The organism is Enterobacter sp. CRENT-193 (assembly GCF_002787395.1).
Lineage (GTDB): Bacteria > Pseudomonadota > Gammaproteobacteria > Enterobacterales > Enterobacteriaceae > Enterobacter > Enterobacter hormaechei_C.
On sequence record NZ_CP024812.1, the window covers coordinates 4,544,952 to 4,567,810 of the forward strand.

A 22,859-nucleotide genomic window follows, 5' to 3' on the forward strand; every position below is an offset into this window, starting at 1 on the left:
TTGAAAACACCTGCTGTACTGATTGTAACCTTATGGACGGATTATCAGCCAGTCTCAATCATCGTGATTACATACTAATGGGGGTCGCCATGCCCTATTTCAAGCATAACAACGTTTTGTTGTAACGCTAACACTGAAAGGGCGTTTTAGCACCCTTCCAGGACTAAAGCTGTGATAAAAAAAACCCGTCGCCGGAGGGCAACGGGTTTTTTGTTCAAACTTTAAACCGTTGGGGCGAAATTACGCCTGCTGGTTCATCAGTTCGGTGAAAGAGGTCTCTTTTTCGGTGACTTTCGCTTTCGCCAGTACCGCTTCTACAGCCTGCTCTTCCAGCGCGACGTTGCGCATGTTGTCCATCAGCTCTTTGTTCTTACCGTAGAACTCGATCACTTCTGATGGATCTTCGTATGCAGAAGCCATCTCTTCGATCAGGCCTTTCACACGCTCTTCGTCAGCTTTCAGCTCGTGGGTACGAATCACTTCGCCCAGCAGCAGGCCAACAACAACGCGACGTTTCGCTTGCTCTTCGAACAGCTCGCGTGGCAGTTCCATCGCTTGCTGCTGGTTGCCACCGAAGCGCTGTGCAGCCTGACGGCGCAGAACGTCGATTTCGCTGTCGATCAGGGCAGCAGGAACGTCGATGTCGTTTGCTTTCACCAGACCTTCAATCGCCTGAGACTTCACGCGGTTACGTACAGCGCCGTTCAGCTCGCGCTCCATGTTTTTACGCACTTCGGTACGCAGGCCCGCAACAGAACCGTCTTCCACGCCGAAACGCTTGATGAATTCTTCAGTCAGTTCTGGCAGTTCGCGCTCTTCCACTTTCTTCAGGTTGATAACGAACTTCGCTGCTTTACCTTTCAGGTTTTCAGCGTGGTATTCTTCAGGGAAGGTCACGTCGATGGTGAACTCTTCGCCCGCTTTGTGGCCTTTGATACCGTCTTCGAAGCCTGGGATCATACGACCCTGGCCCATCGCCAGTACGAAATCAGACGCTTTACCGCCTTCGAACTCTTCGCCGTCTACAGAACCGGTGAAGTCGATGGTTACGCGGTCTTCCGCGTCAACAGCGCCTTCTTTCTCTTTCCAGTTCGCCTGCTGCTTACGCAGGGTATCCAGCATGCCGTCAACGTCTTCGTCGGTCACGGAAACGATCGGTTTTTCAACTTCGATAGATTCCAGACCTTTCAGCTCAACTTCCGGGTACACTTCGAACTCTACGGAGTAGGTGAAGTCTTCGCCCTGCTTGTATTCGCCTGGAACGTAGTTCGGCGCACCGGCTGGATTGATTTTTTCTTTGATGATCGCGTCGATAAAGTTGCGGCTCATCAGTTCACCCAGCACATCCTGACGCACGGAAGCGCCATAACGCTGAGCAACAACATTCATTGGTACTTTGCCCTTGCGGAAGCCGTCAATACGTACTTTTTTTGCTACGTTGACCAGCTCGCTTTTCACAGCAGTTTCGATGCTGTCAGCAGCGATAGTAATCGTTACACGGCGGCCAAGGCCTTGAGTGGTTTCAACTGAAACTTGCATCTTGTTACCTCAAAAAAATCACAGTGCTCGGTCAACTCTGAATCTGTCTGTTATACCGGGATGCTCTCTTATGTGCAGATTCACATTCCCTGTCGCCAGAATCATCCCGAAGACATTCAATAAGACGCGGCATTATAGCGGCATCACTTAGGTGAGTCGAGAACGGTTGGAGCATGTTGCTGCGGCTTTTTTCACACTTTAAGGCTATTTTTAGCCTTAAAAACGCGCCATCCGCTCAAAACTCAGACAAAACAAAACGGCCCGAAGGCCGTCTTGACGAAATCTGTAAGCAACATACTGGAAAAACTCCGGCGGTTGCAAATCCGATTTATCAGGCGATGGTGCCTGCACCCCGACAAGGCGGTGATGCGAATACCGTATCCTGTAGCCCTTCCCATTCCTTAATGGTGTAGGTATGCAGCGCCAGCGCATGTACGGTTGTGGAGAGTTCTTCCGTCAAGGTGCTGTAGATCAAGCGGTGTCGGTTCAGGAAACGTTCTCCCGTGAAGCGATCGCTGACCAGAACCACTTTAAAGTGGCTTTCAGAACCTGCCGGCACGTTATGACGATAGCTTTCGTCGACAACTTCGAGAAACACAGGGTTGAACGCTGCCCTTAATTTTTCTTCTATCTGTTCACGTATCATCATGAAATCACTCCTCCGACAACGCTAAGATGTCACCCATCCCTTTAAATATTAGCCGCTTTTACCGGTTCCATTACACCTTGACAACAAATATTTAGCTTTCGTCTGATTTTCTCACCCAAACGAATGAAGTTCACTATGAGGTTCATACGTTTTGTCACTTACAGGCAGAGAAAAGCGGAAAGGTGGTCAGTTTTCGGACAAGGCGATGAATTTACATGCGTTGACCACTTCCCCTGGCCGTTAGCGATGTTATGATGGCGGCAATTTTTCTCTCTTTGCTTACGATTCGTTGAGAACCCGAAAATGTTAAAAAAACTCTTCTTTCCGTTGGTAGCACTCTTTATGCTCGCCGGCTGCGCGACTCCGCCGACGACCATTGACGTTTCACCAAAAATTACCCTGCCTCAGCAGGATCCAAGCCTGATGGGCGTTACGGTCAGCATTAATGGCGCCGATCAGCGTCAGGACCAGGCGCTGGCGAAAGTGACTCGCGACAACCAACAGGTCACGCTGACCGCCTCCCGCGACCTGCGCTTCCTGTTGCAGGAAGTGCTGGAGAAACAGATGACCTCCCGCGGCTACATGATTGGCCCAAGCGGCGCGGTTGATCTGCAAATCATCGTGAACAACCTGTACGCTGACGTCTCCCAGGGTAACGTTCGCTACAACATTGCGACTAAAGCCGATATCGCCATCATCGCTACCGCGAAGAACGGCAACAAAATGAACAAAAACTACCGTGCGAGCTATTCCGTTGAAGGCGCATTCCAGGCCTCCAACAAAAATATCGCTGACGCGGTTAACAGCGTGCTGACTGACACCATTGCCGACATGGCACAGGACACCAGCATTCACGACTTCATCAAGCAGAACGCCCGTTAATCCTGCTGACTGACCCGGTGCTTCACCGGGTCAGTTCATAAGAACATGTCCAGTCACTACTTACGCATTTTCCAGCAACCGAAATCAGCTATTCTGCTGATCCTTGGTTTCGCCTCCGGTTTGCCCCTTGCGCTCACCTCCGGCACGTTACAGGCGTGGATGACGGTTGAGAACATCGATCTTAAAACCATTGGTTTCTTCTCGCTCGTCGGCCAGGCTTACGTTTTTAAGTTCCTGTGGTCGCCGGTGATGGATCGCTATACCCCACCGTTCCTCGGGCGCCGTCGCGGCTGGTTAGCGATGACGCAGGTGCTGCTGTTGCTGGCCATTGCCGCAATGGGTTTCCTTGAGCCGTCAACACAGCTGCGCTGGATGGCCGCGCTTGCGGTGGTCATCGCCTTCTGCTCCGCTTCGCAGGACATTGTTTTTGACGCCTGGAAGACGGACGTCCTGCCAGCGGAAGAGCGTGGCGCCGGTGCGGCAATCAGCGTGCTTGGCTACCGCCTGGGTATGCTGGTTTCCGGCGGGCTGGCCCTCTGGCTTGCCGACCGCTATCTCGGCTGGCAGGGAATGTACTGGCTGATGGCCGCTCTGCTGATCCCCTGCATTTTTGCCACGCTATTCGCGCCTGAACCGAGCGATGTGATTCCGGTTCCCCGCTCGCTGGAGCAGGCCGTCGCCGCACCGCTCCGCGACTTCTTTGGTCGCAATAATGCCTGGCTGATCCTGCTGCTGATTGTCCTTTATAAGCTCGGCGACGCTTTCGCCATGAGTCTGACCACCACCTTCCTGATCCGCGGCGTCGGGTTTGATGCGGGCGAGGTCGGCGTGGTGAACAAAACCCTGGGGCTGTTTGCCACGATCGTCGGCGCGCTGTACGGCGGCGTATTGATGCAGCGTCTGTCGCTGTTCCGTGCTCTGCTGATCTTCGGCATCCTTCAGGGCGCTTCGAATGCCGGTTACTGGCTGCTGTCGATCACCGACAAGCATATGATCAGCATGGCGACGGCGGTATTCTTTGAAAATCTGTGCGGAGGTATGGGCACTGCGGCATTTGTCGCCCTGCTGATGACGCTGTGCAATAAGTCATTTTCCGCCACCCAGTTTGCCCTGCTCTCTGCCCTCTCAGCCGTCGGGCGCGTGTACGTAGGTCCCGTCGCGGGCTGGTTTGTTGAAGCCCACGGCTGGCCGACATTTTATCTCTTCTCGGTGGTGGCGGCTGTGCCGGGGATTTTATTGTTGCTGGTCTGTCGCCAGACGCTGGAATATACCCAGCGGACGGAACACTTCATGCCGCGCACGGAATATCAGGCTGCTTACCGGTTTGCCCTGCGTCTGCTGATGGGAGGTTGTCTTGCGCTGGTAGTGTGGCTCGCGGTTCTCATTATCAATGCGACGACCACCTTGTCGCTTCCTTTTGAAACCCAGCTGCTTGATGCAGGCGTGTTTCTCGCCATCGTGGGTATCCTGACCGGTGGGATGCTGGATTTCATGTCACTGCGGAAAACGCAGATGACATGAAGTAAAAAGCGAAAGGTTATTTCCCGTTGTAATAACGATACGAAATTATAACGGCGAAATAACCGCCAGCGGCAAAAAAAATATTTGTTGTTTTGTGCGGGATAGCATTCGGAAATTATTGGAGCTTATTTCGCTACGCTATTTTCCGTTAAACGATTCAGCATTCGAAAGATTGAATTTTCGTTTTTTAGTTGTCTTTTTATTGATAATTAATTGTTAATTATTTGTGTATTTTCCGCAATGGTTATACCAATTGTCCCTTTTGCGGTATGCTGGGGCACCCTTTCGTTATAACGCCCACTCCGTGCGGCTTCCCCCGGAAAACGCGACATAATTTGCAACACTTGTGACATGTGCGGCAGAACCCGGTAACACCTTCCTGACACAGGGCTAATGATGTTTACAGTAATGTAACCTTCCCGTAAAATGCCCCCACACTTTAAACGCCACCAGACTCCCGTGGAATTGAGGTCGTTAAATGAGACTCAGGAAATACAATAAAAGTTTGGGATGGTTGTCATTATTCGCAGGCACTGTATTACTCAGTGGCTGCGATTCTGCACTACTAGACCCCAAAGGACAGATTGGACTGGAACAACGTTCATTGATACTGACGGCTTTTGGCCTGATGTTGATTGTGGTTATTCCTGCCATCTTGATGGCTGTTGGTTTCGCCTGGAAGTATCGTGCGAGCAATAAAGATGCGAAGTATAGCCCTAACTGGTCACACTCCAATAAAGTGGAAGCTGTGGTCTGGACGGTACCTATTCTGATCATCCTGTTCCTTGCTGTACTGACCTGGAAAACCACTCACGCACTTGAGCCGAGCAAACCGCTGGTTCACGATGAAAAACCTATTACCATTGAAGTGGTCTCCATGGACTGGAAATGGTTCTTCATCTATCCAGAGCAGGGCATTGCTACCGTGAATGAAATCGCCTTCCCGGCGAACACTCCGGTTCAGTTCAAAGTGACCTCCAACTCCGTAATGAACTCCTTCTTCATCCCACGTCTGGGCAGCCAGATTTACGCGATGGCCGGTATGCAGACTAACCTGCACCTGATCGCGAATGAAGCAGGCACCTACGACGGTATCTCCGCCAGCTATAGTGGCCCGGGCTTCTCGGGTATGAAGTTCAAAGCTATCGCTACGCCAGACCGCGCGACTTTCGACCAGTGGGTTGCAAAAGCGAAGCAGTCTACCAACACCATGTCTGACATGGCGGCGTTCGAAAAAGTGGCTGCACCTAGCGAATACAACAAGGTGGAGTACTTCTCTAACGTGAAACCGAATCTGTTCAAAGATGTTATTGGCAAATTTATGGATCACGGCATGAGCATGGACATGACCCAGCCTGAAGGCGAGCACAACACGCACCAGGGTATGGAAGGCATGGACATGAGCCACGCGGAAACCGCTCACTAAGGGGCCGAGGAAGAAAATGTTCGGAAAATTGACACTGGATGCAGTGCCCTACCATGAACCGATTATTATGGTTACGGTGGCTGCAATTATCATTGGTGGCGCGGCCTTAGTTGGCCTGATCACTTACTTCGGTAAGTGGAGCTACCTGTGGAATGAGTGGCTGACTTCGGTTGACCACAAAAAACTCGGTATCATGTACTGCATCGTCGGTATCGTCATGTTAATTCGTGGCTTTGCGGATGCAATCATGATGCGTAGCCAGCAGGCGCTTGCGTCTGCGGGCGAAGCCGGCTTCCTGCCACCGCACCACTACGATCAGATCTTTACCGCCCACGGCGTTATCATGATCTTCTTCGTGGCGATGCCGCTGGTAATCGGTCTGATGAACGTGGTCGTTCCGCTGCAAATCGGCGCGCGCGACGTTGCGTTCCCGTTCCTCAACAACCTGAGCTTCTGGTTCACGGTTGTCGGCGTTATCCTGGTTAACCTGTCACTGGGTGTGGGCGAATTTGCTCAGACCGGCTGGCTGGCCTACCCGCCGCTGTCGGGAATTGAATACAGTCCGGGCGTGGGCGTTGACTACTGGATTTGGGCGCTTCAGCTCTCCGGTGTCGGTACCACTCTGACCGGTATTAACTTCTTCGTGACCATCCTGAAGATGCGTGCACCAGGTATGACGATGTTCAAGATGCCAGTATTTACCTGGGCATCTCTGTGCGCCAACGTCCTGATTATCGCGTCGTTCCCAATTCTGACCGTCACCATCGCGCTGCTGACCCTGGATCGCTATCTGGGTACCCATTTCTTCACGAATGATATGGGTGGCAACATGATGATGTACATCAACCTGATTTGGGCCTGGGGTCACCCGGAAGTGTACATCCTGGTTCTGCCGGTGTTCGGTGTGTTCTCCGAAATCGCGGCAACCTTCTCGCGTAAACGTCTGTTTGGTTACACCTCTCTGGTGTGGGCAACCGTATGTATTACCGTTCTGTCGTTCATTGTCTGGCTGCACCACTTCTTCACCATGGGTGCGGGTGCCAACGTAAACGCCTTCTTCGGTATTACCACCATGATTATCGCGATCCCGACCGGGGTTAAGATCTTCAACTGGCTGTTCACCATGTACCAGGGTCGTATCGTGTTCCACTCAGCCATGCTGTGGACCATCGGCTTCATCGTGACCTTCTCCGTAGGTGGGATGACCGGGGTACTGCTGGCGGTACCTGGTGCTGACTTCGTTCTGCACAACAGTCTGTTCCTGATTGCGCACTTCCATAACGTTATCATCGGTGGCGTGGTCTTCGGCTGCTTCGCTGGCGTAACCTACTGGTGGCCAAAAGCGTTCGGCTTCACGCTGAACGAGAAATGGGGTAAACGCGCGTTCTGGTTCTGGATCATTGGCTTCTTCGTAGCATTTATGCCGCTGTACGTGCTGGGCTTCATGGGTATGACCCGTCGTCTGAGCCAGCAGATCGATCCGCAGTTCCACCCAATGCTGATGATTGCAGCGGGCGGCGCAGCGCTGATTGCCTGCGGTATTCTGTGCCAGCTGATTCAGTACTACGTGTCTATCCGTGACCGTAACCTGAACCGCGACCTGACCGGTGACCCGTGGGGTGGCCGTACGCTGGAGTGGTCTACCTCTTCTCCACCTCCGTTCTATAACTTTGCCGTAGTGCCACACATTCATGAGCGTGACGCATTCTGGGAAATGAAAGAAAAAGGTGAAGCGTACAAGCAACCTGAACATTACGAAGAGATCCATATGCCGAAAAACAGCGGTGCGGGCATCGTCATTGCCGCCTTCGCAACGGTATTTGGTTTCGCAATGATCTGGCACATCTGGTGGATGGCGATTGTTGGCTTCGCTGGCATCGTAATCAGCTGGATTGTGAAGAGCTTTGACGAGGACGTGGACTACTACGTACCAGTCCGTGAAGTTGAAAAGCTGGAAAACCAGCATTTTGACGAGATTTCTAAAGCGGGGCTGAAAAATGGCAACTGATACTCTGGCGCACTCGACTGCCCACGCGCATGAACATGCGCACCATGATACAGGACCGACGAAAGTCTTCGGTTTCTGGATCTACCTGATGAGCGACTGCATCCTGTTCTGCTGTCTGTTCGCAACCTATGCCGTTCTGGTGAACGGCACAGCGGGCGGCCCGACCGGTAAGGACATCTTTGAGCTGCCGTTCGTACTGGTTGAAACCGCACTGCTGTTATTCAGCTCCATCACCTACGGCATGGCGGCTATCGCCATGTACAAAAACAACAAGAGCCAGGTTGTCTCCTGGCTGGCGTTGACCTGGCTGTTTGGTGCTGGCTTTATCGGGATGGAAATCTATGAATTCCATCACCTGATCATGGAAGGTTTCGGCCCGGATCGTAGCGGCTTCCTGTCAGCGTTCTTCGCGCTGGTCGGCACCCACGGTCTGCACGTGACCTCGGGTCTGATCTGGATGGCGGTACTGATGTTCCAGATCTCCCGTCGCGGCCTGACCAGTACTAACCGTACCCGTATTATGTGCCTGAGCCTGTTCTGGCACTTCCTGGACGTGGTATGGATCTGTGTGTTCTCTGTTGTCTATCTGATGGGGGCGATGTAATGAGTCATTCTAACGATCATGGCGCTTCCCACGGCAGCGTAAAAACCTACATGACAGGTTTCATCCTGTCGATCATTCTGACGGTGATCCCGTTCTGGATGGTGATGAACGGTTCTGCATCTAAGCCGGTTATCCTGGGCGCAATCCTGGTGACCGCGGTGATTCAGATTCTGGTGCATCTGGTTTGCTTCCTGCACATGAACACCAAGTCCGATGAAGGCTGGAACATGACGGCCTTTATCTTTACCGTGATTATCATCGCTATCCTGGTAGTCGGTTCCATCTGGATTATGTGGAACCTTAACTACAACATGATGGTTCACTAAGAGCGGCGAGTATGTTTAAGCAATACCTGCAAGTCACGAAACCAGGCATCATCTTTGGCAACCTGATCTCCGTAATCGGAGGGTTCCTGCTGGCCTCTAAAGGCAGCATTGATTACACCCTCTTTATTTACACCCTGGTCGGTGTGTCACTGGTGGTTGCGTCCGGTTGTGTATTTAACAACTACATCGACATGGATATCGACAAGAAGATGGAAAGGACCAAAAATCGGGTGCTGGTTAAAGGCCTGATTGCCCCTTCCGTCTCGCTGGTGTACGCCACCTTGCTGGGTATTGCTGGCTTTATGCTGCTGTGGTTTGGTGCTAACCCGCTGGCCTGCTGGCTGGGGGTGATGGGGTTCGTGGTGTATGTAGGCGTCTACAGCCTGTATATGAAACGTCACTCCGTCTACGGCACGCTGATTGGTTCTCTCTCCGGCGCTGCGCCGCCGGTGATTGGCTACTGCGCCGTCACGAACGAGTTCGACAGCGGTGCGCTGATCCTGCTGGCTATCTTTAGCCTGTGGCAGATGCCGCACTCCTACGCCATCGCGATTTTCCGCTTTAAGGATTATCAGGCGGCGAACATTCCGGTTCTGCCGGTCGTGAAAGGCATTTCGGTTGCCAAGAACCACATCACGCTCTACATCATCGCTTTTGCCGTGGCAACGCTGATGCTCTCTCTGGGCGGTTACGCCGGATATAAATATCTGGTGGTAGCAGCTGCGGTGAGCGTCTGGTGGCTCGGCATGGCCCTGCGCGGTTACAAAGTGGAAGATGACAAGGTCTGGGCACGCAAGCTGTTTGTGTTCTCGATTGTCGCCATCACCTCCCTGTCCGTGATGATGTCCGTAGACTTCATGGTGCCTGATTCACAAAACCTGCTGACTTACGTCTGGTAAGAAGACTGAAGTAAAAACGCCGGGTTTAACCCGGCGTTTTTTTATGGGTACGGCGTAACCCCTTTCTTTAACAGTATATTGCCGTATTTCGCGGTCTCGCCCGTCACCACAATGGCGTACGCTTTCTGTGCCCGCGCATAAAACGCATAACGGTCAATACGCGTAATCCCCTCCCCTTCCGCCTCACCAAAGAGTGCGTTGCGATAGCGCGCTTCGACCTGGATATCGAGCGTATCCCCGTCGACAGGGGCCATCATCACCAGCGGTGGCGCATAGCTGTCGAGTTCAAACAGCGGTATCACCGCGGCCAGCAAATCGCTGATGAGCAGGCCATCTGCGCGGATCGTCTTTGGCCCCAGGCTGTGTGCGGGAAAGTGAGCATCTGCAAAAATAATCTCGTCACCATGACCCATCTCTGCCAGCGTTTTCAGCAGCTCGGGTGAAATCAGAGGGGATATCGTTTTAAGCACAAGGTTGCTCCTCAGGATAGAAATAACGGTAACGATAGTGGACCCGATCGCGAGCAGCCTCAGCGCTGGCCGTTTCTCCGACGCCCCACCATCCGTACAAAGATGCCCCCAGCACGGTCGTATCAGCCTCTTCAAGAACCTTCACCGGGATCCCAAGCGCATTGGACTTGAGCTGATTCCACAGCATATTGCGGCTACCTCCCCCCACCAGCAGGAGTTCACGCGCCTTAAATTGCGCGATCGTCTCCAGCGCCAGGCATTTTTCTTGCAGATGCACCGTGAGTCCTTCCAGGGCTGCGCGGTAAAAATGGGCTGGCGTGGTGGTGAGCGTAACGCCCTGCCAGCCGGCGAGTGGAGAGTCGAGCAGTTGGGTATTCATCGTGACGCCATCCGCGCCGTTCGGAATTGCCGCCGCCTGAGCCAGAATAGTGTCCCAGTCGGTACCAGGCGACCAGAACAGCGCGCGGATCCACTCCAGTACGCCAGACGCCAGATATTGCATTCCCGGATTATAGAGCCCCGTCCGGCTATCCAGTTCGCAGGTCGCGCCCGGGTATTGCCCCAGCAAAGCGGTATCAACCTGCGTGGTGCGCGCCATTAAAATCTCCCAGGTACCCGAAGAGAGAACTGGCTCATTAATTCCCGCCCCGGCGCCAAAAAGGGCAAACTGCGTGTCGTGCCCGGCGGAGATCACCGGCACACCGCAAGGCAATCCGAGCCTGGATGCAGCGTCGGGCCGCAATTCACCAATCCTTTCTCCGGGGGAAACCAGCGGCGGGAAAAGGGAATGAGGCACGCCGATCTTGCTTAAGATCGTTTCGCTGAAGCGCTGCTGATGCAGATCGAACATCTGACTGGTACCGGCCATCGTGAGATCGGTCGTCATCTTTCCGGTCAGGCGATGGTTGATTAGCGAGGAGATAAAAAGCCAGGCGTGAGCACGCTGTAACAGATCGGGATGGTTGTCCTGAAGCCAGCCTAGCTTATACAACGTGTTGAAACTAAACTGCCCAACGCCGGTGATCTGCTGTAGTTCTGCCGGGGAGCATGAACGGGCAACCGCTTCCATAACCGGCACGGTTCGCGGGCACTTCCAGCTGATGATCGGGTAAAGCAGTTCTCCCTGCTCATCTACCAGTGCGCCATCCACGCCAAAGGTCGTCACACTCATTCCGCACAGTTGATGCTCGCTCAGCGCTGCGCTGATTTTCTGACAACAGACGGCAAAACGGTGCATGATGGCGTCGAGCGACCACTGGTGCCAGGCCGGATTTTCAGCGGCGCTTTCGCTTTCGTTCGCCACCGCGGCGCGCGCCACAATATTCCCTTCGGGATCCAGCGCAATGGCGCGCACGTTCGTCGCGCCACAATCGAGAACCAGAAAACATTTTTTCATCGCGGTCCCCACAGGCTGCCAGCCCGCCGGAGCAGGCTGGCAGGCCAGCTTAATGTTTGTATAACGGTCCGTAATTTTCACAGGCGCGGTAATCCTGCCCTTCCGGATCCATACCGTGAGCGCCCCAGGCCGTCGGCCGATAAATTAGCGCCTCCGGTACGTTATGCATGCATACAGGGATGCGCAGCATGGACGCCAGGGTGATTAAATCAGCGCCGACGTGCCCGACGGTTAATACCCCGTGATTAGCGCCCCAGTTCGCCATCACTGAATAGACGTCGCTGAACGGGCCTTTACCGGTCAGGCGTGGGGCAAACCAGGTGGTAGGCCAGGTTGAATCAGTGCGCTTATTAAGAATGTCATGTACGTGTTCCGGCAGCTCAACACTCCAGCCTTCCGCTATCTGTAATACCGGACCCACACCCTTGATGAGGTTTACGCGGGTCATGGTAAATGGCACGCCACCCCGGGTGAGGAAGTTTGATGAGAAACCTCCCCCGCGAAAGTATTCATGCACCGCCGGACACCAGTGGGTTGCGGCCAGGCACGCGCTGGCTTCCTGCTCAGTAATGTCCCAGTGTGGTTTCAGGGTCGGTTTCCCCTCGGCGTCTTTCTGCTCCGCTGAACCGTCCAGCGCCGCCGAGCCGGAGTTGATCAGATGGATAATGCCGTGCTCAGCCCGGCCAGTGAGCTTCTGGCCGGTAACACGCTCAACCGACTCCGGCGACCAGTAGGTGCGTACATCAGCAAAAATCTGCGCGGTGCCGGTCATCAGATGCCCAAAAAGCATCGCTACCCCGTTAAGGCTGTCATTTTCCGTCGCCACCACCAACGGCTGGCGAATACCGTTCCAGTCGAAAGAGCTGTTCAGCAGCGCCTCTGCGGCATCACCATTTGGATACTGATCCGTCCAGTGGCGCTGCCCCTGGAAACCGGACGCAATGGCGTTATAGCCCAGCGATTCCTCCACGCGGCCCATTGCGGCGAGTTTAGGGTTGCCCTGCATCATGTCGCGGATGCACATCGCCATTAGCAGGCTCTCCCGCAGGATCGCGGCATTTTCCTGTTCATTGCGACGATACTGCTCTGCGTTTTTATCCTCGCCGAAACGGAAATGTGCCTTCGCCCAGCTCAGGGCCAGCTCAAGTTCTTGCTCGTCGTAAATCTTATGATCGATGCGGCGACGCAGTTCGGTCATATCCACCGCCTGCACCTTCATCCCCAGCCAGGATTCAAAGAAGTTGTGATCGACAATCGAGCCCGCGATCCCCATTGAGACACCGCCCACCGACAGATAACTTTTCCCCTTCATGCTGGCGACCGCCAGGCCCGCCCGGGCGAAACGCAACAATTTTTCCTCAACGTCTGCCGGGATGGTCTCGTCGCCCGCATCCTGTACATCGTGGCCGTAAATGGAAAACGCCGGGATCCCTTTCTGGTTATGCGCTGCCAGCGCCGCTGCGAGGTATACCGCCCCCGGACGCTCGGTGCCATTAAAGCCCCAGATCGCTTTCGGGCGCAGCGGATCCATATCAATGGTTTCACTCCCGTAGCACCAGCATGGGGTGACGGTGATCGTCAGACCAACGTGACACGTGCTGAACTTCTCTTCGCAAGCGGCGGATTCCGCCATTCCGGCAATGCAGCTGTCGGCAATTACGCACTCTACGGGCGTACCGCAGGGGTGGCGTAATTTTTCAGTGAGTAGCGCCGCCGTGGCTTTCGCCATGTTCATGGTCTGCTCTTCCAGAGATTCGCGTACGCCCATTCGGCGGCCATCAATAACAGGTCGAATGCCAATCCGGGGTAACGCTTTTATCGTTTTCATAGCCCTTCCTCACGTTGGTTAACCTATCCGTCTCAGGGGCATAGCCGTGAAAAAGCGCCCGGGCAGCACCGTGAACGGAAAGTGGTGAAATTTGCTAACTCGAATTAGCTTAGAGTTCTCCCTAAAAACGAGACAAGATAAATGTGCAGGATCTGTGAGCAGTTTCACGATGAGAGGTCAAAATTCGATCAGCGTCAGGTATTACGATTCAGCAAAAACTAAATATATCGTTTAAATTCAATTAAATAACAAAATACCTTTGCACGGCGTCACAATTTGAATACAAATGATTTGGCTAAATTATGACCCTAAAATAGCTTTTAAGGACGAAAGCTAAGTCGAGTTAGCTTATTAACCAAATCACTGTGGCTTGTGATTCATTGCCTTTCCAACACAGGAATTTTGCAATGTCAGAGACTCTTATTCAGATGACGTGCATCACCAAACGCTTTCCCGGCGTGCTGGCGCTGAATCAGGTTGATTTCGATTTACGCCGCGGCGAAGTACATGCCCTGTTAGGTGAAAACGGTGCCGGCAAATCGACGCTGATGAAAATATTATCCGGTGTTTACCAACCCGATTCCGGTGAAATTCGCTTTGAAGGGCAATCCGTATCATTCAGCGATCCGCTAAGTGCTCAGCACGCAGGTATTACGATTATCCATCAGGAATTTAATCTCTTCCCCGATTTAACCGTGGAAGAGAATATCTTTATTGGCCGTGAATTCTGCAAAAATAGCCGCTGGCAGTTAGATAAACGCGCCCAGCGACAGGCGGTTGAGAAAATACTGCACACGCTGAATTTAAAAATCGCCCCGGACGCGCGCGTCAGTGAATTAACCGTAGCCCAGCAGCAGATGGTGGAAATTGCCAAAGCGATTTCGGTCAATGCCAAAGTGCTAATCATGGATGAACCCACCGCCGCGCTGACCGAAAGTGAAATCGAGAGTTTGTTTGACGTCACGCGGATGCTCAAGGCTCAGGGCACGGGGATAGTCTACATCTCGCACCGTCTGGAAGAATTGGCGCTGATCGCCGATCGCGCGACCGTCATGCGCGACGGACAATACATCGCCACCGTAGATTATGAAACGGTTCAGATCGGCGAGCTTATCGCCATGATGGTTGGCCGCAATCTCGATAACATCTACCCAAAACGCCCGCCGCATCAGCGCAGAGAAAAAGTGCTGGAGGTGAATGGCCTGACGCGAAATGGTGTACTGCACGACATCAACTTTACCCTCTGGCGCGGAGAGATCCTCGGCCTCGCTGGCTTAATGGGCGCAGGCCGAACGGAACTGGGCCGGGCCCTGTTTGGCGCCGATGCGATCGACGCCGGTACCCTGACGCTGAACGGCACCCCCACACGGATTAAAGACGTGGCTGACGCCATTGAGAAAGGCATCAGCTATTTAACAGAAGACCGCAAAAAAGAGGGACTCGCCCTCGGCCTTTCCGTTGAGATGAACATTATGCTCGGCAATTACCCGGACTACGCCGGCGCCGCGGGTAATGTCGATGAAAAACGCTGCCGGGAGTCCAGCCAGAAACTGGTGGATGCGCTGCGAATAAAAACGCCGCATCTGGAACAGGCGGCACTGAATTTAAGCGGCGGTAATCAACAGAAGATCATTATTGCCCGCTGGGTCTGTAAAGATACCGATATTTTAATTTTTGATGAGCCAACCCGGGGAATTGATGTTGGCGCCAAGCTGGAAATTTATGAACTAATGAACCGCCTTGTCGCTAAAGGTAAATCGATCATCATGATTTCATCCGAACTGCCGGAAGTATTAGGAATGTGCGACCGCATACTTGTGATGCGCAGCGGCCACATTGCCGGCGAAATAGAGGCTGAGCACGCCACCCAGGAAAAAATCATGCAATACGCCACGCTGGAGGATTAATCATGTCCGTTACCGTTCCATCGCCGCAAAGCGGAAGTCATACGATGAAAATAAATAAAGCGCTCCTGATGCGTCTGGCGCCTCTTTTTAGCCTGGTATTGCTGGTTCTGTTTTTCAGCTTCAGCTCACCGTTCTTCTTTAATACTGAAAATATCATGACTATCGCCCTGCAAACGGCGGTGATTGGCATCATGGCCATTGGCGTAACCTTTGTGATTATTACCGCCGGGATCGACCTGTCGCTCGGATCGGTGGTGGCGTTCTCAGGGGTTGCGGTGGGCATCGCCGCCGGGTTTGGTATGCCGCTGCCGGTCTGTATTCTGGCAGGCGTGCTCGCCGGCGGGCTTTGCGGCTATGTGAACGCGTTTCTGGTCACCAAAATGACCATACCACCGTTTATTGCCACCCTCGGCTTAATGATGTCGGTACGCGGCATCAATATGGTGATGACCGATGGCCGCGCAATTTATTTTTCTGACTACCCGCAGTTCAAGCTGCTAGCGCAGGGTCGCCTGTTCGACGTCCTGCCTTACCCGGTGTTCTACCTGGTCATCGTGGCACTGATCGCCATGTGGATCCTGAAGAAAACGGTGATGGGCCGCTATATCTACGCTGTCGGCAGCAATGAAACGGCGGCACATCTTTCCGGGATCAAAGTCCAGCGAGTGAAAATTTTCGTTTACGCCTTATGCGGCCTGTTAACCGGCGTGGCCGGGGTGATCCTCGCCTCTCGTCTCAATTCAGGCCAGCCAACCGTAGGCGTGGGTTATGAGCTGGAAGCCATTGCGGCGGTAGTGATCGGCGGTACCAGTCTGATGGGCGGCGTGGGCACGATTGGCGGCACCATCATAGGCGCGTTCATTATGAGCGTGCTGAAAAACGGCCTCAATCTCATGGGCGTGTCCCAGTTCTGGCAGATGGTGGCGATGGGCGTGGTCGTCGTTGCCGCCGTCTACCTGGACACGTTACGTAAAAGAATGCGTTAGGTTCTCGATACAACAAGCCCTGCCAACCCTACAACGGAGCAAAATAATGAAAACCAGCCATATCCTGAGCGCCCTGTCGCTCGTTGCCATCCTGTCCAGCAGCGCGCTGGCAAAAGATTTGAACCTGCCGGTAGTCAGTAAAGGTTACCAGCACGAATTCTGGCAGACGGTCAAAATGGGGACGGAAGCTGCCGCAAAAGAGTTGGGTGACAAAACCAGCTACGTTGGCCCTGCCGATGAAACGCAAATCGCCGAGCAGATCCAGTTAGTCGAAAACACCATGGCACAAAAGCCAAACGGCCTGTTGCTGGCCGCGCTTGATGCAAACGCCCTTGCCCCGCTGGTCGAAACCGCCAACAGCCGGGGGATCAAAGTGGTGACCTTCGACTCGGGCGTGAACTCCGATATCCCAGCCAGCTTTGTCGCCACCAATAACCGTAAGGCGGGCGCACAGGCTGCGGATGCGCTGGCGGAGCAGGTAGGTCAGAAGGGGAAAGTGGGTATTATCGCCCACGTAGCCGGAACGACGTCCGCCATTGAGCGCTCTGAAGGATTCAGCGAGCGAATGAAAGAGAAGTACCCGAATATTCAGGTACTGCCGGTGCAATATAGCGATGGCGACCCGCAAAAGGCGATGGATAAAACCATTGATATGGTTCAGGCCAACCCGGATATCGCCGGTATTTATGCCACCAACGAAGGCTCAACCTTGGGCGTTGCGAACGCTATCGACAGCCAGAATCTGAAGGGCAAAGTGAAAGTCATCGGTTTTGACAGCACCGAAGCCATCATTAACTTCCTCAAAAACGGCGTGATTCAGGGCTTCGTGGTGCAGGACGCGTACCAGATTGGTTATCAGGGCATAAAGGCGCTGAACGCGGTAATTTCCGGACAGACGGTGGCTAAAGAAATTGATATTCCAGTGAAATATGTCAATGCGCAGAATATCAACACCCCTGAAATTGATAAACTGTTACATCCGTTTGGTAAAAAATAAGGAAGTTTATGATGAGTGACGGCTATTTCCTCGGGGTCGATGTGGGTTCAGCCAGCGTTCGTGCTGGGCTTTACTCTGCGCAAGGCGAGCGTTTGAGCTTCGCGACCCGTCCGATTTCGCAGTTTCACGCCAGCAACGCGCGCGTGGAACAGTCCTCCGCGGAGATCTGGCAGCAGGTTTGCGCGGTGGTGCGGGAAGCCGTCGACTCCTCTGGGATCTCACCCGACGCCATTCGTTCGATTGGCTTCGACGCCACCTGCTCGCTGGTCGCGCTGGATGCTGAGGGTAACGGCCTGAGCGTGTCCCCCGACAGTCCGGCTTCGCAGGACATCATTATGTGGATGGATCATCGTGCTCACGAAGAAACTGTTCGCATCAATGCCACACGCGATCCGGCCCTGTGCTACGTGGGCGGCGAGGTGAGTATTGAAATGGAACTGCCAAAACTGCTGTGGTTGCAGCGACATCATCCTGAAACATGGAATCAGGCCTGGCGCTTTTTCGACCTTGCCGATTTTCTGGTCTGGAAAGCAACGGGCCAGGACGCCGCCAGCCTGTGCACCCTCACCTGCAAATGGAACTACCTTGCGCATGAGGCGCAGTTCAGCGAATCGCTGCTCAGGGAGGTGGGGCTGGAGACCTTACTGACAAAAATTCCCGATACTATTCTGGACGTCGCTGAATGCGTCGGAAAACTCAGCCCACAGGCAGCGCAAGCTCTGGGGTTGCCCGAAGAGGTGGTTGTGGCAAGCGGCATGATCGATGCCCACGCGGGTGGCGTGGCGCTGACGGGCTCACACCCGGAGGGCACGCTGGCGCTCATCAGCGGAACCTCGAACTGCCATATGCTTGCCAGTCAGACGGAGATCCATACGCCCGGCGTCTGGGGGCCTTACTGGAGCGCCATGCTGCCGGGCTACTGGCTGACGGAAGGCGGGCAAAGTGCTGCCGGGGCGCTGGTCGACTGGACATTGCGCGAGCACGGAGCCAGCGCAGATCTGTTTGCAAAAGCAGAAGCGGCGCAACGCCATCCGGTGGCGCTGCTCAACGACTGGGTAGCCGCGCTTGAACAGGAAGAAAAATATCCCACCCGCAACCTGCACATTCTGGCCGATCACCACGGCAACCGCTCGCCGCGTTCGCGTCCGGATGCGCGGGGCAGCGTGGTCGGTCTGACATTAGAAACCGGTGAACGTGCGCTGGCGAGGCTCTATCTGGCCACGCTACAGGCCATAGCCTATGGCACACGACATATTATGGATACCCTGAAACAACACGGGCACACCTTGTCGCGCATTGTCATTTGTGGAGGAGCCACCCATAACCGGCTCTGGCTGCGGGAGTATGCCGATGCCACGGGCTGCGATATTCATCTTTTAGCCGAAGAAGATGCCGTCACTCTCGGCGCGGCCATTTGCGGCGCAGTGGCGAGCGGTGCATGGACAACGCTCACCGACGCTACCCGGGAAATGGTCAAAGCCGGCGACATCATCACCCGTCGGCCGGAAACCGCGGCCTTCCACCGGCAAAAATATGAGGCGTACCTGATGCTGTGGACCCAGCAGCAGGCGCTTAATCTCCTGATGCAGCAGGAAATGTAATGGCAGGATGCGTATGCTTTATCAGCAGTTTTTACGTACGTTAAGGATTGAGGCGTAGCGATGGCCAAAACAGTTGAACAGATAGCGAAGGATCTGAATTTATCCGTCACCACCGTGCGGCTGGTACTGAGCGGGAAAGCCGAACAGTATCGGATCAGCGTGAAAACACAGTCCCGAATTAATGAGCACGTCGAGCGCTTCGGCTATACCCTCAACCATTCGGCGCGCAGTCTTAAGCTAAACAAAACCGAGACGCTGGGGCTCATCGTGCCCAACATCTCGAACGTGTTCTTTGCAACGCTCGCCGAGAAACTCGAACTGCGCTGCCGCCGTTCGGGCTACCAACTGATGATCAGCTGTACTTACAACGATGTGGATTACGAAAACAAGCTGGTCAAAGCGCTGATGGCGCGCAACGTGGACGGCTTGTTTATCGTTCCCTCGACGCTGGAAAACCAGCAGCATCATTTGCGGCAGATCCAAAAACCACTGGTGCTCCTCGACCGGGATTTTGGCTTTACTGACAACGCGCTGGTTGAGAGTCATAACGAGGCCGGGGGGGATGAACTGGCCCGCAACATGCTGGCAGAGAGAAAAATGCCGCTCTGGTTCCTTGTGGGCGATACCGCACTGCCCAGTATTACGGACCGTCTGAACGGCTACTTACAGGCCCTGAAAACAGCCGGTATTCACCATCGCGAGTGGGTCATCGAAGGGCCGGACAATACGCCGGAGGGCGGATATGCCCTGATGGATTCGCTTATCGACAGCCAGGGTGTTCCGCAGGCGTTTATCGCCTCATCGTTACCCGTTCTGGAAGGGGCAATCGAAGCCCTGCGGACGCGTACCGGCACCGTGCCCCAACACATCAATATCGGCACCTTCGATGAGCACCCCATGCTGGGGTTCCTGCCTAACAGCGTCTGGTCCATGCAGCAGGACGAAGATACCTGGGCGGAAAAAGCGTTTGAACTGATGCAGCGAGCCATCGACGGCGAAGCGGTCAACGAGACGGCGAAAGTCGATATGAAGCTGGTCAAACGTTCCCGCCAGTAAAAATAAAACTGTACCCGGAGAATAAAAAATGGAACGAGCCCGATTAGCCAGAGACATTATCGACACCTGCCTTGAGATGACCCGCATGGGGTTAAATCAGGGCACCGCCGGCAATATCAGCGTTCGCTATCGCGACGGCATGCTGATTACGCCGACCGGAATTCCCTACGAGCATCTGACCGAAGAGAGTATCGTCTATGTAGATGCACAGGGGCGACACGAAGAAGATAAACTGCCCTCCAGCGAATGGCGTTTTCATCAGGTTGTGTATCAGACCCGCCCGGATGCTAACGCCGTCGTCCATAACCATGCGGTTAACTGTACCGCCGTCTCGATACTCAACCGCCCCATTCCTGCTATTCACTATATGATTGCCGCCGCCGGGGGAAACTCCATTCCCTGCGCCCCTTACGCGACCTTCGGGACGCGCGCGCTGTCAGAGCATGTCGCGATCGCGTTACGCGATCGCAAAGCGACGCTCTTACAGCACCACGGCCTGATAACCTGCGAAGAAAATCTTGAAAAGGCACTGTGGCTGGCGCAGGAGGTAGAGGTGCTGGCAAAACTCTACCTGACCACGCTGGCGATAGTGGATCCCGTTCCGGTACTCAGTGACGATGAAATTGCCATTGTTCTTGAGAAATTCAAAAGCTACGGATTGCGCGTCGAGGCGTAATTTTTTTATCCGGGGGTGCTTTTATCACACCCTCGTAATATCTCTTAAACAAACACCTATTTACCGCACTTATCACCCCGCCTAAACTATGGCCTGCTTTTTGGTAGAGGTGGTAATGAACGATTATAAAATGACGCCAGGCGAACTGCGTGCGACCTGGGGTTTAGGGACTGTTTTCTCGCTGCGGATGCTTGGCATGTTTATGGTCCTGCCCGTTCTGACCACATATGGCATGGCGTTACAGGGTGCCAGCGAAGCGCTGATCGGTCTGGCGATCGGTATCTACGGCCTGGCGCAGGCAATATTCCAGATCCCCTTTGGCTTGCTCTCCGACCGAGTGGGTCGCAAACCGCTGATTGTCGGCGGGCTGCTGGTGTTTGTGCTCGGCAGCATCATCGCCGCCCTCTCCCACTCCATCTGGGGAATTATTCTTGGGCGCGCCCTGCAAGGTTCCGGGGCGATTGCCGCCGCCGTGATGGCGCTGCTGTCAGACTTAACCCGCGAGCAAAACCGCACCAAAGCCATGGCGTTTATCGGCGTCAGCTTTGGCGTCACGTTTGCCATTGCCATGGTGCTGGGGCCCGTTATCACCCATTCACTCGGCCTGCACGCCCTGTTCTGGATGATTGCGGTGCTGGCGACCATCGGGATCGCACTCACGCTGTGGGTTGTACCTGACAGTAAAAACCACGTCCTCAACCGTGAATCCGGGATGGTCAAAGGCTGCTTCAGCAAAGTCATCGCCGAGCCGCGCCTGCTTAAGCTGAACTTCGGCATTATGTGCCTGCACATTCTGCTGATGTCCACCTTTGTCGCCCTGCCCGGTCAACTGGCCTCAGCAGGTTTTCCGGCGGCAGAGCACTGGAAAATTTATCTGGTCACAATGCTGATCTCGTTTGTCTCCGTTGTGCCCTTCATTATTTACGCCGAAGTGAAGCGCAAAATGAAACGCGTCTTCGTGGGCTGCGTGGCGTTACTGCTGATTGCCGAGATTGTGCTGTGGGGCGCCGGCCCGCATTTCTGGGAGCTGATCGCTGGCGTACAACTGTTCTTCCTGGCCTTTAATCTGATGGAAGCCCTGCTGCCGTCGCTTATCAGCAAAGAGTCTCCGGCAGGATACAAAGGCACCGCGATGGGCATTTACTCCACCAGCCAGTTTCTCGGCGTGGCGATCGGCGGGTCACTCGGCGGCTGGGTGGATGGTCTGTTTGACTCCCAGACCGTTTTCCTCGCCGGTGCGCTGCTGGCGATGCTCTGGCTGTTTGTGGCCAGCACCATGAAAGAGCCGCGTTACGTGAGTAGCCTGCGGGTAGAAATTCCCGATGACGTGGCAATCGGTGACGCGTTACAACAGCGTCTGGAAGCGACAGAGGGCGTGAGCGAAGTGCTGATTGTCCCGGAAGAGCGCAGTGCGTATGTCAAAATTGACAGCAAAGTGACTAACCGCTTTGAGGTAGAGCAGGCGCTGAAGGCCTGAAAAAATGCCCGGTTTAGCCGGGCATGATTGTCTTAATCGCGGAAGTTTTTAAACTGGAATGGCTGACCGAGATCGCCGCCACGCACCAGCGCCATCACGGATTGCAGGTCATCACGGGATTTTCCGGTCACGCGGATCTCTTCCCCCTGGATCTGCGCCTGCACTTTGAGCTTACTGTCTTTGATAAGCTTCACGATTTTCTTCTGCACGGCGCTTTCAATCCCCTGCTTCAGCTTCGCTTCCACAAACCAGGTTTTGCCGCTGTGAACAAAATCTTCCGGCACATCGAGTGAGGTCCCTTCAATGCCGCGCTTGAGCAGCTTGGCGCGCAGGATATCCAGCAACTGGTTGACCTGGAAATCAGACTCGCTCAGGACTTTGATCGTCTTGTTCGCGTCGTTCAGTTCAATGGTCGCCTCAACGCCACGAAAATCGAAACGTGACTCAACCTCACGGACAGCATTTTCTACGCCGTTACGCGCTTCCTGCAAATCAACTTCAGAAACAATATCGAAAGATGGCATCTTTTCTTCTCCCTACATTTTTGTTGCGTTGCATAATACCCGCAACGAGGCATAACGAGAAGCTTAGCTGATGGCGCTATACTTAGC

The 22,859-nt window shown here is 54.2% G+C and carries 20 protein-coding genes; 14 read left to right on the forward strand and 6 right to left on the reverse strand.

The genetic code is table 11. The features are described 5' to 3' along the window. Positions 1–240: 240 nt before the first annotated feature. Together tig and bolA are read right to left on the reverse strand one after the other, a co-directional pair. Positions 241–1,539 (reverse strand): trigger factor, encoded by a 1,299-nt coding sequence (gene tig, locus CU081_RS22655; protein WP_015571277.1) that lies wholly within the window; start codon positions 1,537–1,539, stop codon positions 241–243. 331 nt (positions 1,540–1,870) lie between these two features. Then, positions 1,871–2,188, reverse strand: coding sequence for a transcriptional regulator BolA (gene bolA / locus CU081_RS22660; RefSeq protein ID WP_003859051.1), 318 nt, complete (start codon positions 2,186–2,188; stop codon positions 1,871–1,873). A gap of 303 nt (positions 2,189–2,491) precedes the next feature. Here bolA and CU081_RS22665 point away from each other — a divergent pair, with 303 nt between their 5' ends. From CU081_RS22665 to cyoE, 7 genes are all read left to right on the forward strand, one after another. Further along, positions 2,492–3,070 carry a lipoprotein gene (locus tag CU081_RS22665; RefSeq protein ID WP_003859052.1) on the forward strand — a complete coding sequence of 193 codons (579 nt, stop codon included), beginning with the start codon at positions 2,492–2,494 and terminating at the stop codon, positions 3,068–3,070. 45 nt (positions 3,071–3,115) lie between these two features. After that, entirely contained in the window at positions 3,116–4,591 is a 1,476-nt protein-coding gene (ampG, locus tag CU081_RS22670) for a muropeptide MFS transporter AmpG (RefSeq protein ID WP_022650474.1), read from the forward strand. A 478-nt stretch (positions 4,592–5,069) separates the two neighbouring features. Further along, positions 5,070–6,017, forward strand: coding sequence for a cytochrome o ubiquinol oxidase subunit II (cyoA, locus tag CU081_RS22675; protein ID WP_003859054.1), 948 nt, complete (start codon positions 5,070–5,072; stop codon positions 6,015–6,017). A gap of 16 nt (positions 6,018–6,033) precedes the next feature. Then, complete coding sequence (cyoB, locus tag CU081_RS22680; protein WP_022650473.1) at positions 6,034–8,025, forward strand: cytochrome o ubiquinol oxidase subunit I; 1,992 nt, start codon at positions 6,034–6,036, stop codon at positions 8,023–8,025. Further along, entirely contained in the window at positions 8,015–8,629 is a 615-nt protein-coding gene (locus CU081_RS22685) for a cytochrome o ubiquinol oxidase subunit III (RefSeq protein WP_003859057.1), read from the forward strand. The genes cyoB and CU081_RS22685 overlap by 11 nt, the downstream gene beginning before the upstream one ends. After that, on the forward strand, positions 8,629–8,955 hold the full coding sequence (locus tag CU081_RS22690) for a cytochrome o ubiquinol oxidase subunit IV (RefSeq protein ID WP_006809888.1): 327 nt from the start codon (positions 8,629–8,631) through the stop codon (positions 8,953–8,955). Before CU081_RS22685 ends, CU081_RS22690 begins: the two co-directional genes overlap by 1 nt. Positions 8,956–8,966: 11 nt before the next feature. Further along, a complete protein-coding gene (cyoE, locus tag CU081_RS22695; protein ID WP_003859062.1) occupies positions 8,967–9,854 on the forward strand; it encodes a heme o synthase in 888 nt (295 codons plus the stop codon). A gap of 41 nt (positions 9,855–9,895) precedes the next feature. Here cyoE and fucU read toward each other — a convergent pair whose 3' ends face one another. The 3 genes from fucU to fucI are packed head-to-tail and all read right to left on the reverse strand — an operon-like array spanning position 9,896 to position 13,548. After that, complete coding sequence (gene fucU, locus CU081_RS22700) at positions 9,896–10,324, reverse strand: L-fucose mutarotase (RefSeq protein ID WP_022650472.1); 429 nt, start codon at positions 10,322–10,324, stop codon at positions 9,896–9,898. Then, on the reverse strand, positions 10,317–11,720 hold the full coding sequence (gene fucK / locus CU081_RS22705) for an L-fuculokinase (protein ID WP_032645896.1): 1,404 nt from the start codon (positions 11,718–11,720) through the stop codon (positions 10,317–10,319). Before fucK ends, fucU begins: the two co-directional genes overlap by 8 nt. A gap of 49 nt (positions 11,721–11,769) precedes the next feature. Beyond that, positions 11,770–13,548 (reverse strand): L-fucose isomerase, encoded by a 1,779-nt coding sequence (fucI, locus tag CU081_RS22710; RefSeq protein WP_022650470.1) that lies wholly within the window; start codon positions 13,546–13,548, stop codon positions 11,770–11,772. 407 nt (positions 13,549–13,955) lie between these two features. Here fucI and CU081_RS22715 point away from each other — a divergent pair, with 407 nt between their 5' ends. From CU081_RS22715 to CU081_RS22745, 7 genes are all read left to right on the forward strand, one after another. Beyond that, positions 13,956–15,455 carry a sugar ABC transporter ATP-binding protein gene (locus CU081_RS22715; RefSeq protein ID WP_022650469.1) on the forward strand — a complete coding sequence of 500 codons (1,500 nt, stop codon included), beginning with the start codon at positions 13,956–13,958 and terminating at the stop codon, positions 15,453–15,455. 2 nt (positions 15,456–15,457) lie between these two features. After that, on the forward strand, positions 15,458–16,441 hold the full coding sequence (locus CU081_RS22720) for an ABC transporter permease (protein ID WP_017383183.1): 984 nt from the start codon (positions 15,458–15,460) through the stop codon (positions 16,439–16,441). A 46-nt stretch (positions 16,442–16,487) separates the two neighbouring features. Further along, positions 16,488–17,438, forward strand: coding sequence for an ABC transporter substrate-binding protein (locus tag CU081_RS22725; protein WP_000858088.1), 951 nt, complete (start codon positions 16,488–16,490; stop codon positions 17,436–17,438). A gap of 11 nt (positions 17,439–17,449) precedes the next feature. Further along, a complete protein-coding gene (locus CU081_RS22730) occupies positions 17,450–19,039 on the forward strand; it encodes an FGGY-family carbohydrate kinase (protein WP_032645866.1) in 1,590 nt (529 codons plus the stop codon). Between the two features lie 60 nt (positions 19,040–19,099). Then, positions 19,100–20,095, forward strand: a complete 996-nt coding sequence (locus CU081_RS22735) for a LacI family DNA-binding transcriptional regulator (RefSeq protein WP_022650467.1) — start codon at positions 19,100–19,102, stop codon at positions 20,093–20,095. Between the two features lie 28 nt (positions 20,096–20,123). Further along, complete coding sequence (fucA, locus tag CU081_RS22740) at positions 20,124–20,771, forward strand: L-fuculose-phosphate aldolase (protein ID WP_022650466.1); 648 nt, start codon at positions 20,124–20,126, stop codon at positions 20,769–20,771. Between the two features lie 115 nt (positions 20,772–20,886). Continuing rightward, entirely contained in the window at positions 20,887–22,248 is a 1,362-nt protein-coding gene (locus tag CU081_RS22745) for an MFS transporter (RefSeq protein ID WP_022650465.1), read from the forward strand. A gap of 32 nt (positions 22,249–22,280) precedes the next feature. Here CU081_RS22745 and CU081_RS22750 read toward each other — a convergent pair whose 3' ends face one another. Further along, positions 22,281–22,772 carry a YajQ family cyclic di-GMP-binding protein gene (locus CU081_RS22750; protein ID WP_017383179.1) on the reverse strand — a complete coding sequence of 164 codons (492 nt, stop codon included), beginning with the start codon at positions 22,770–22,772 and terminating at the stop codon, positions 22,281–22,283. Positions 22,773–22,859 lie beyond the last annotated feature (87 nt).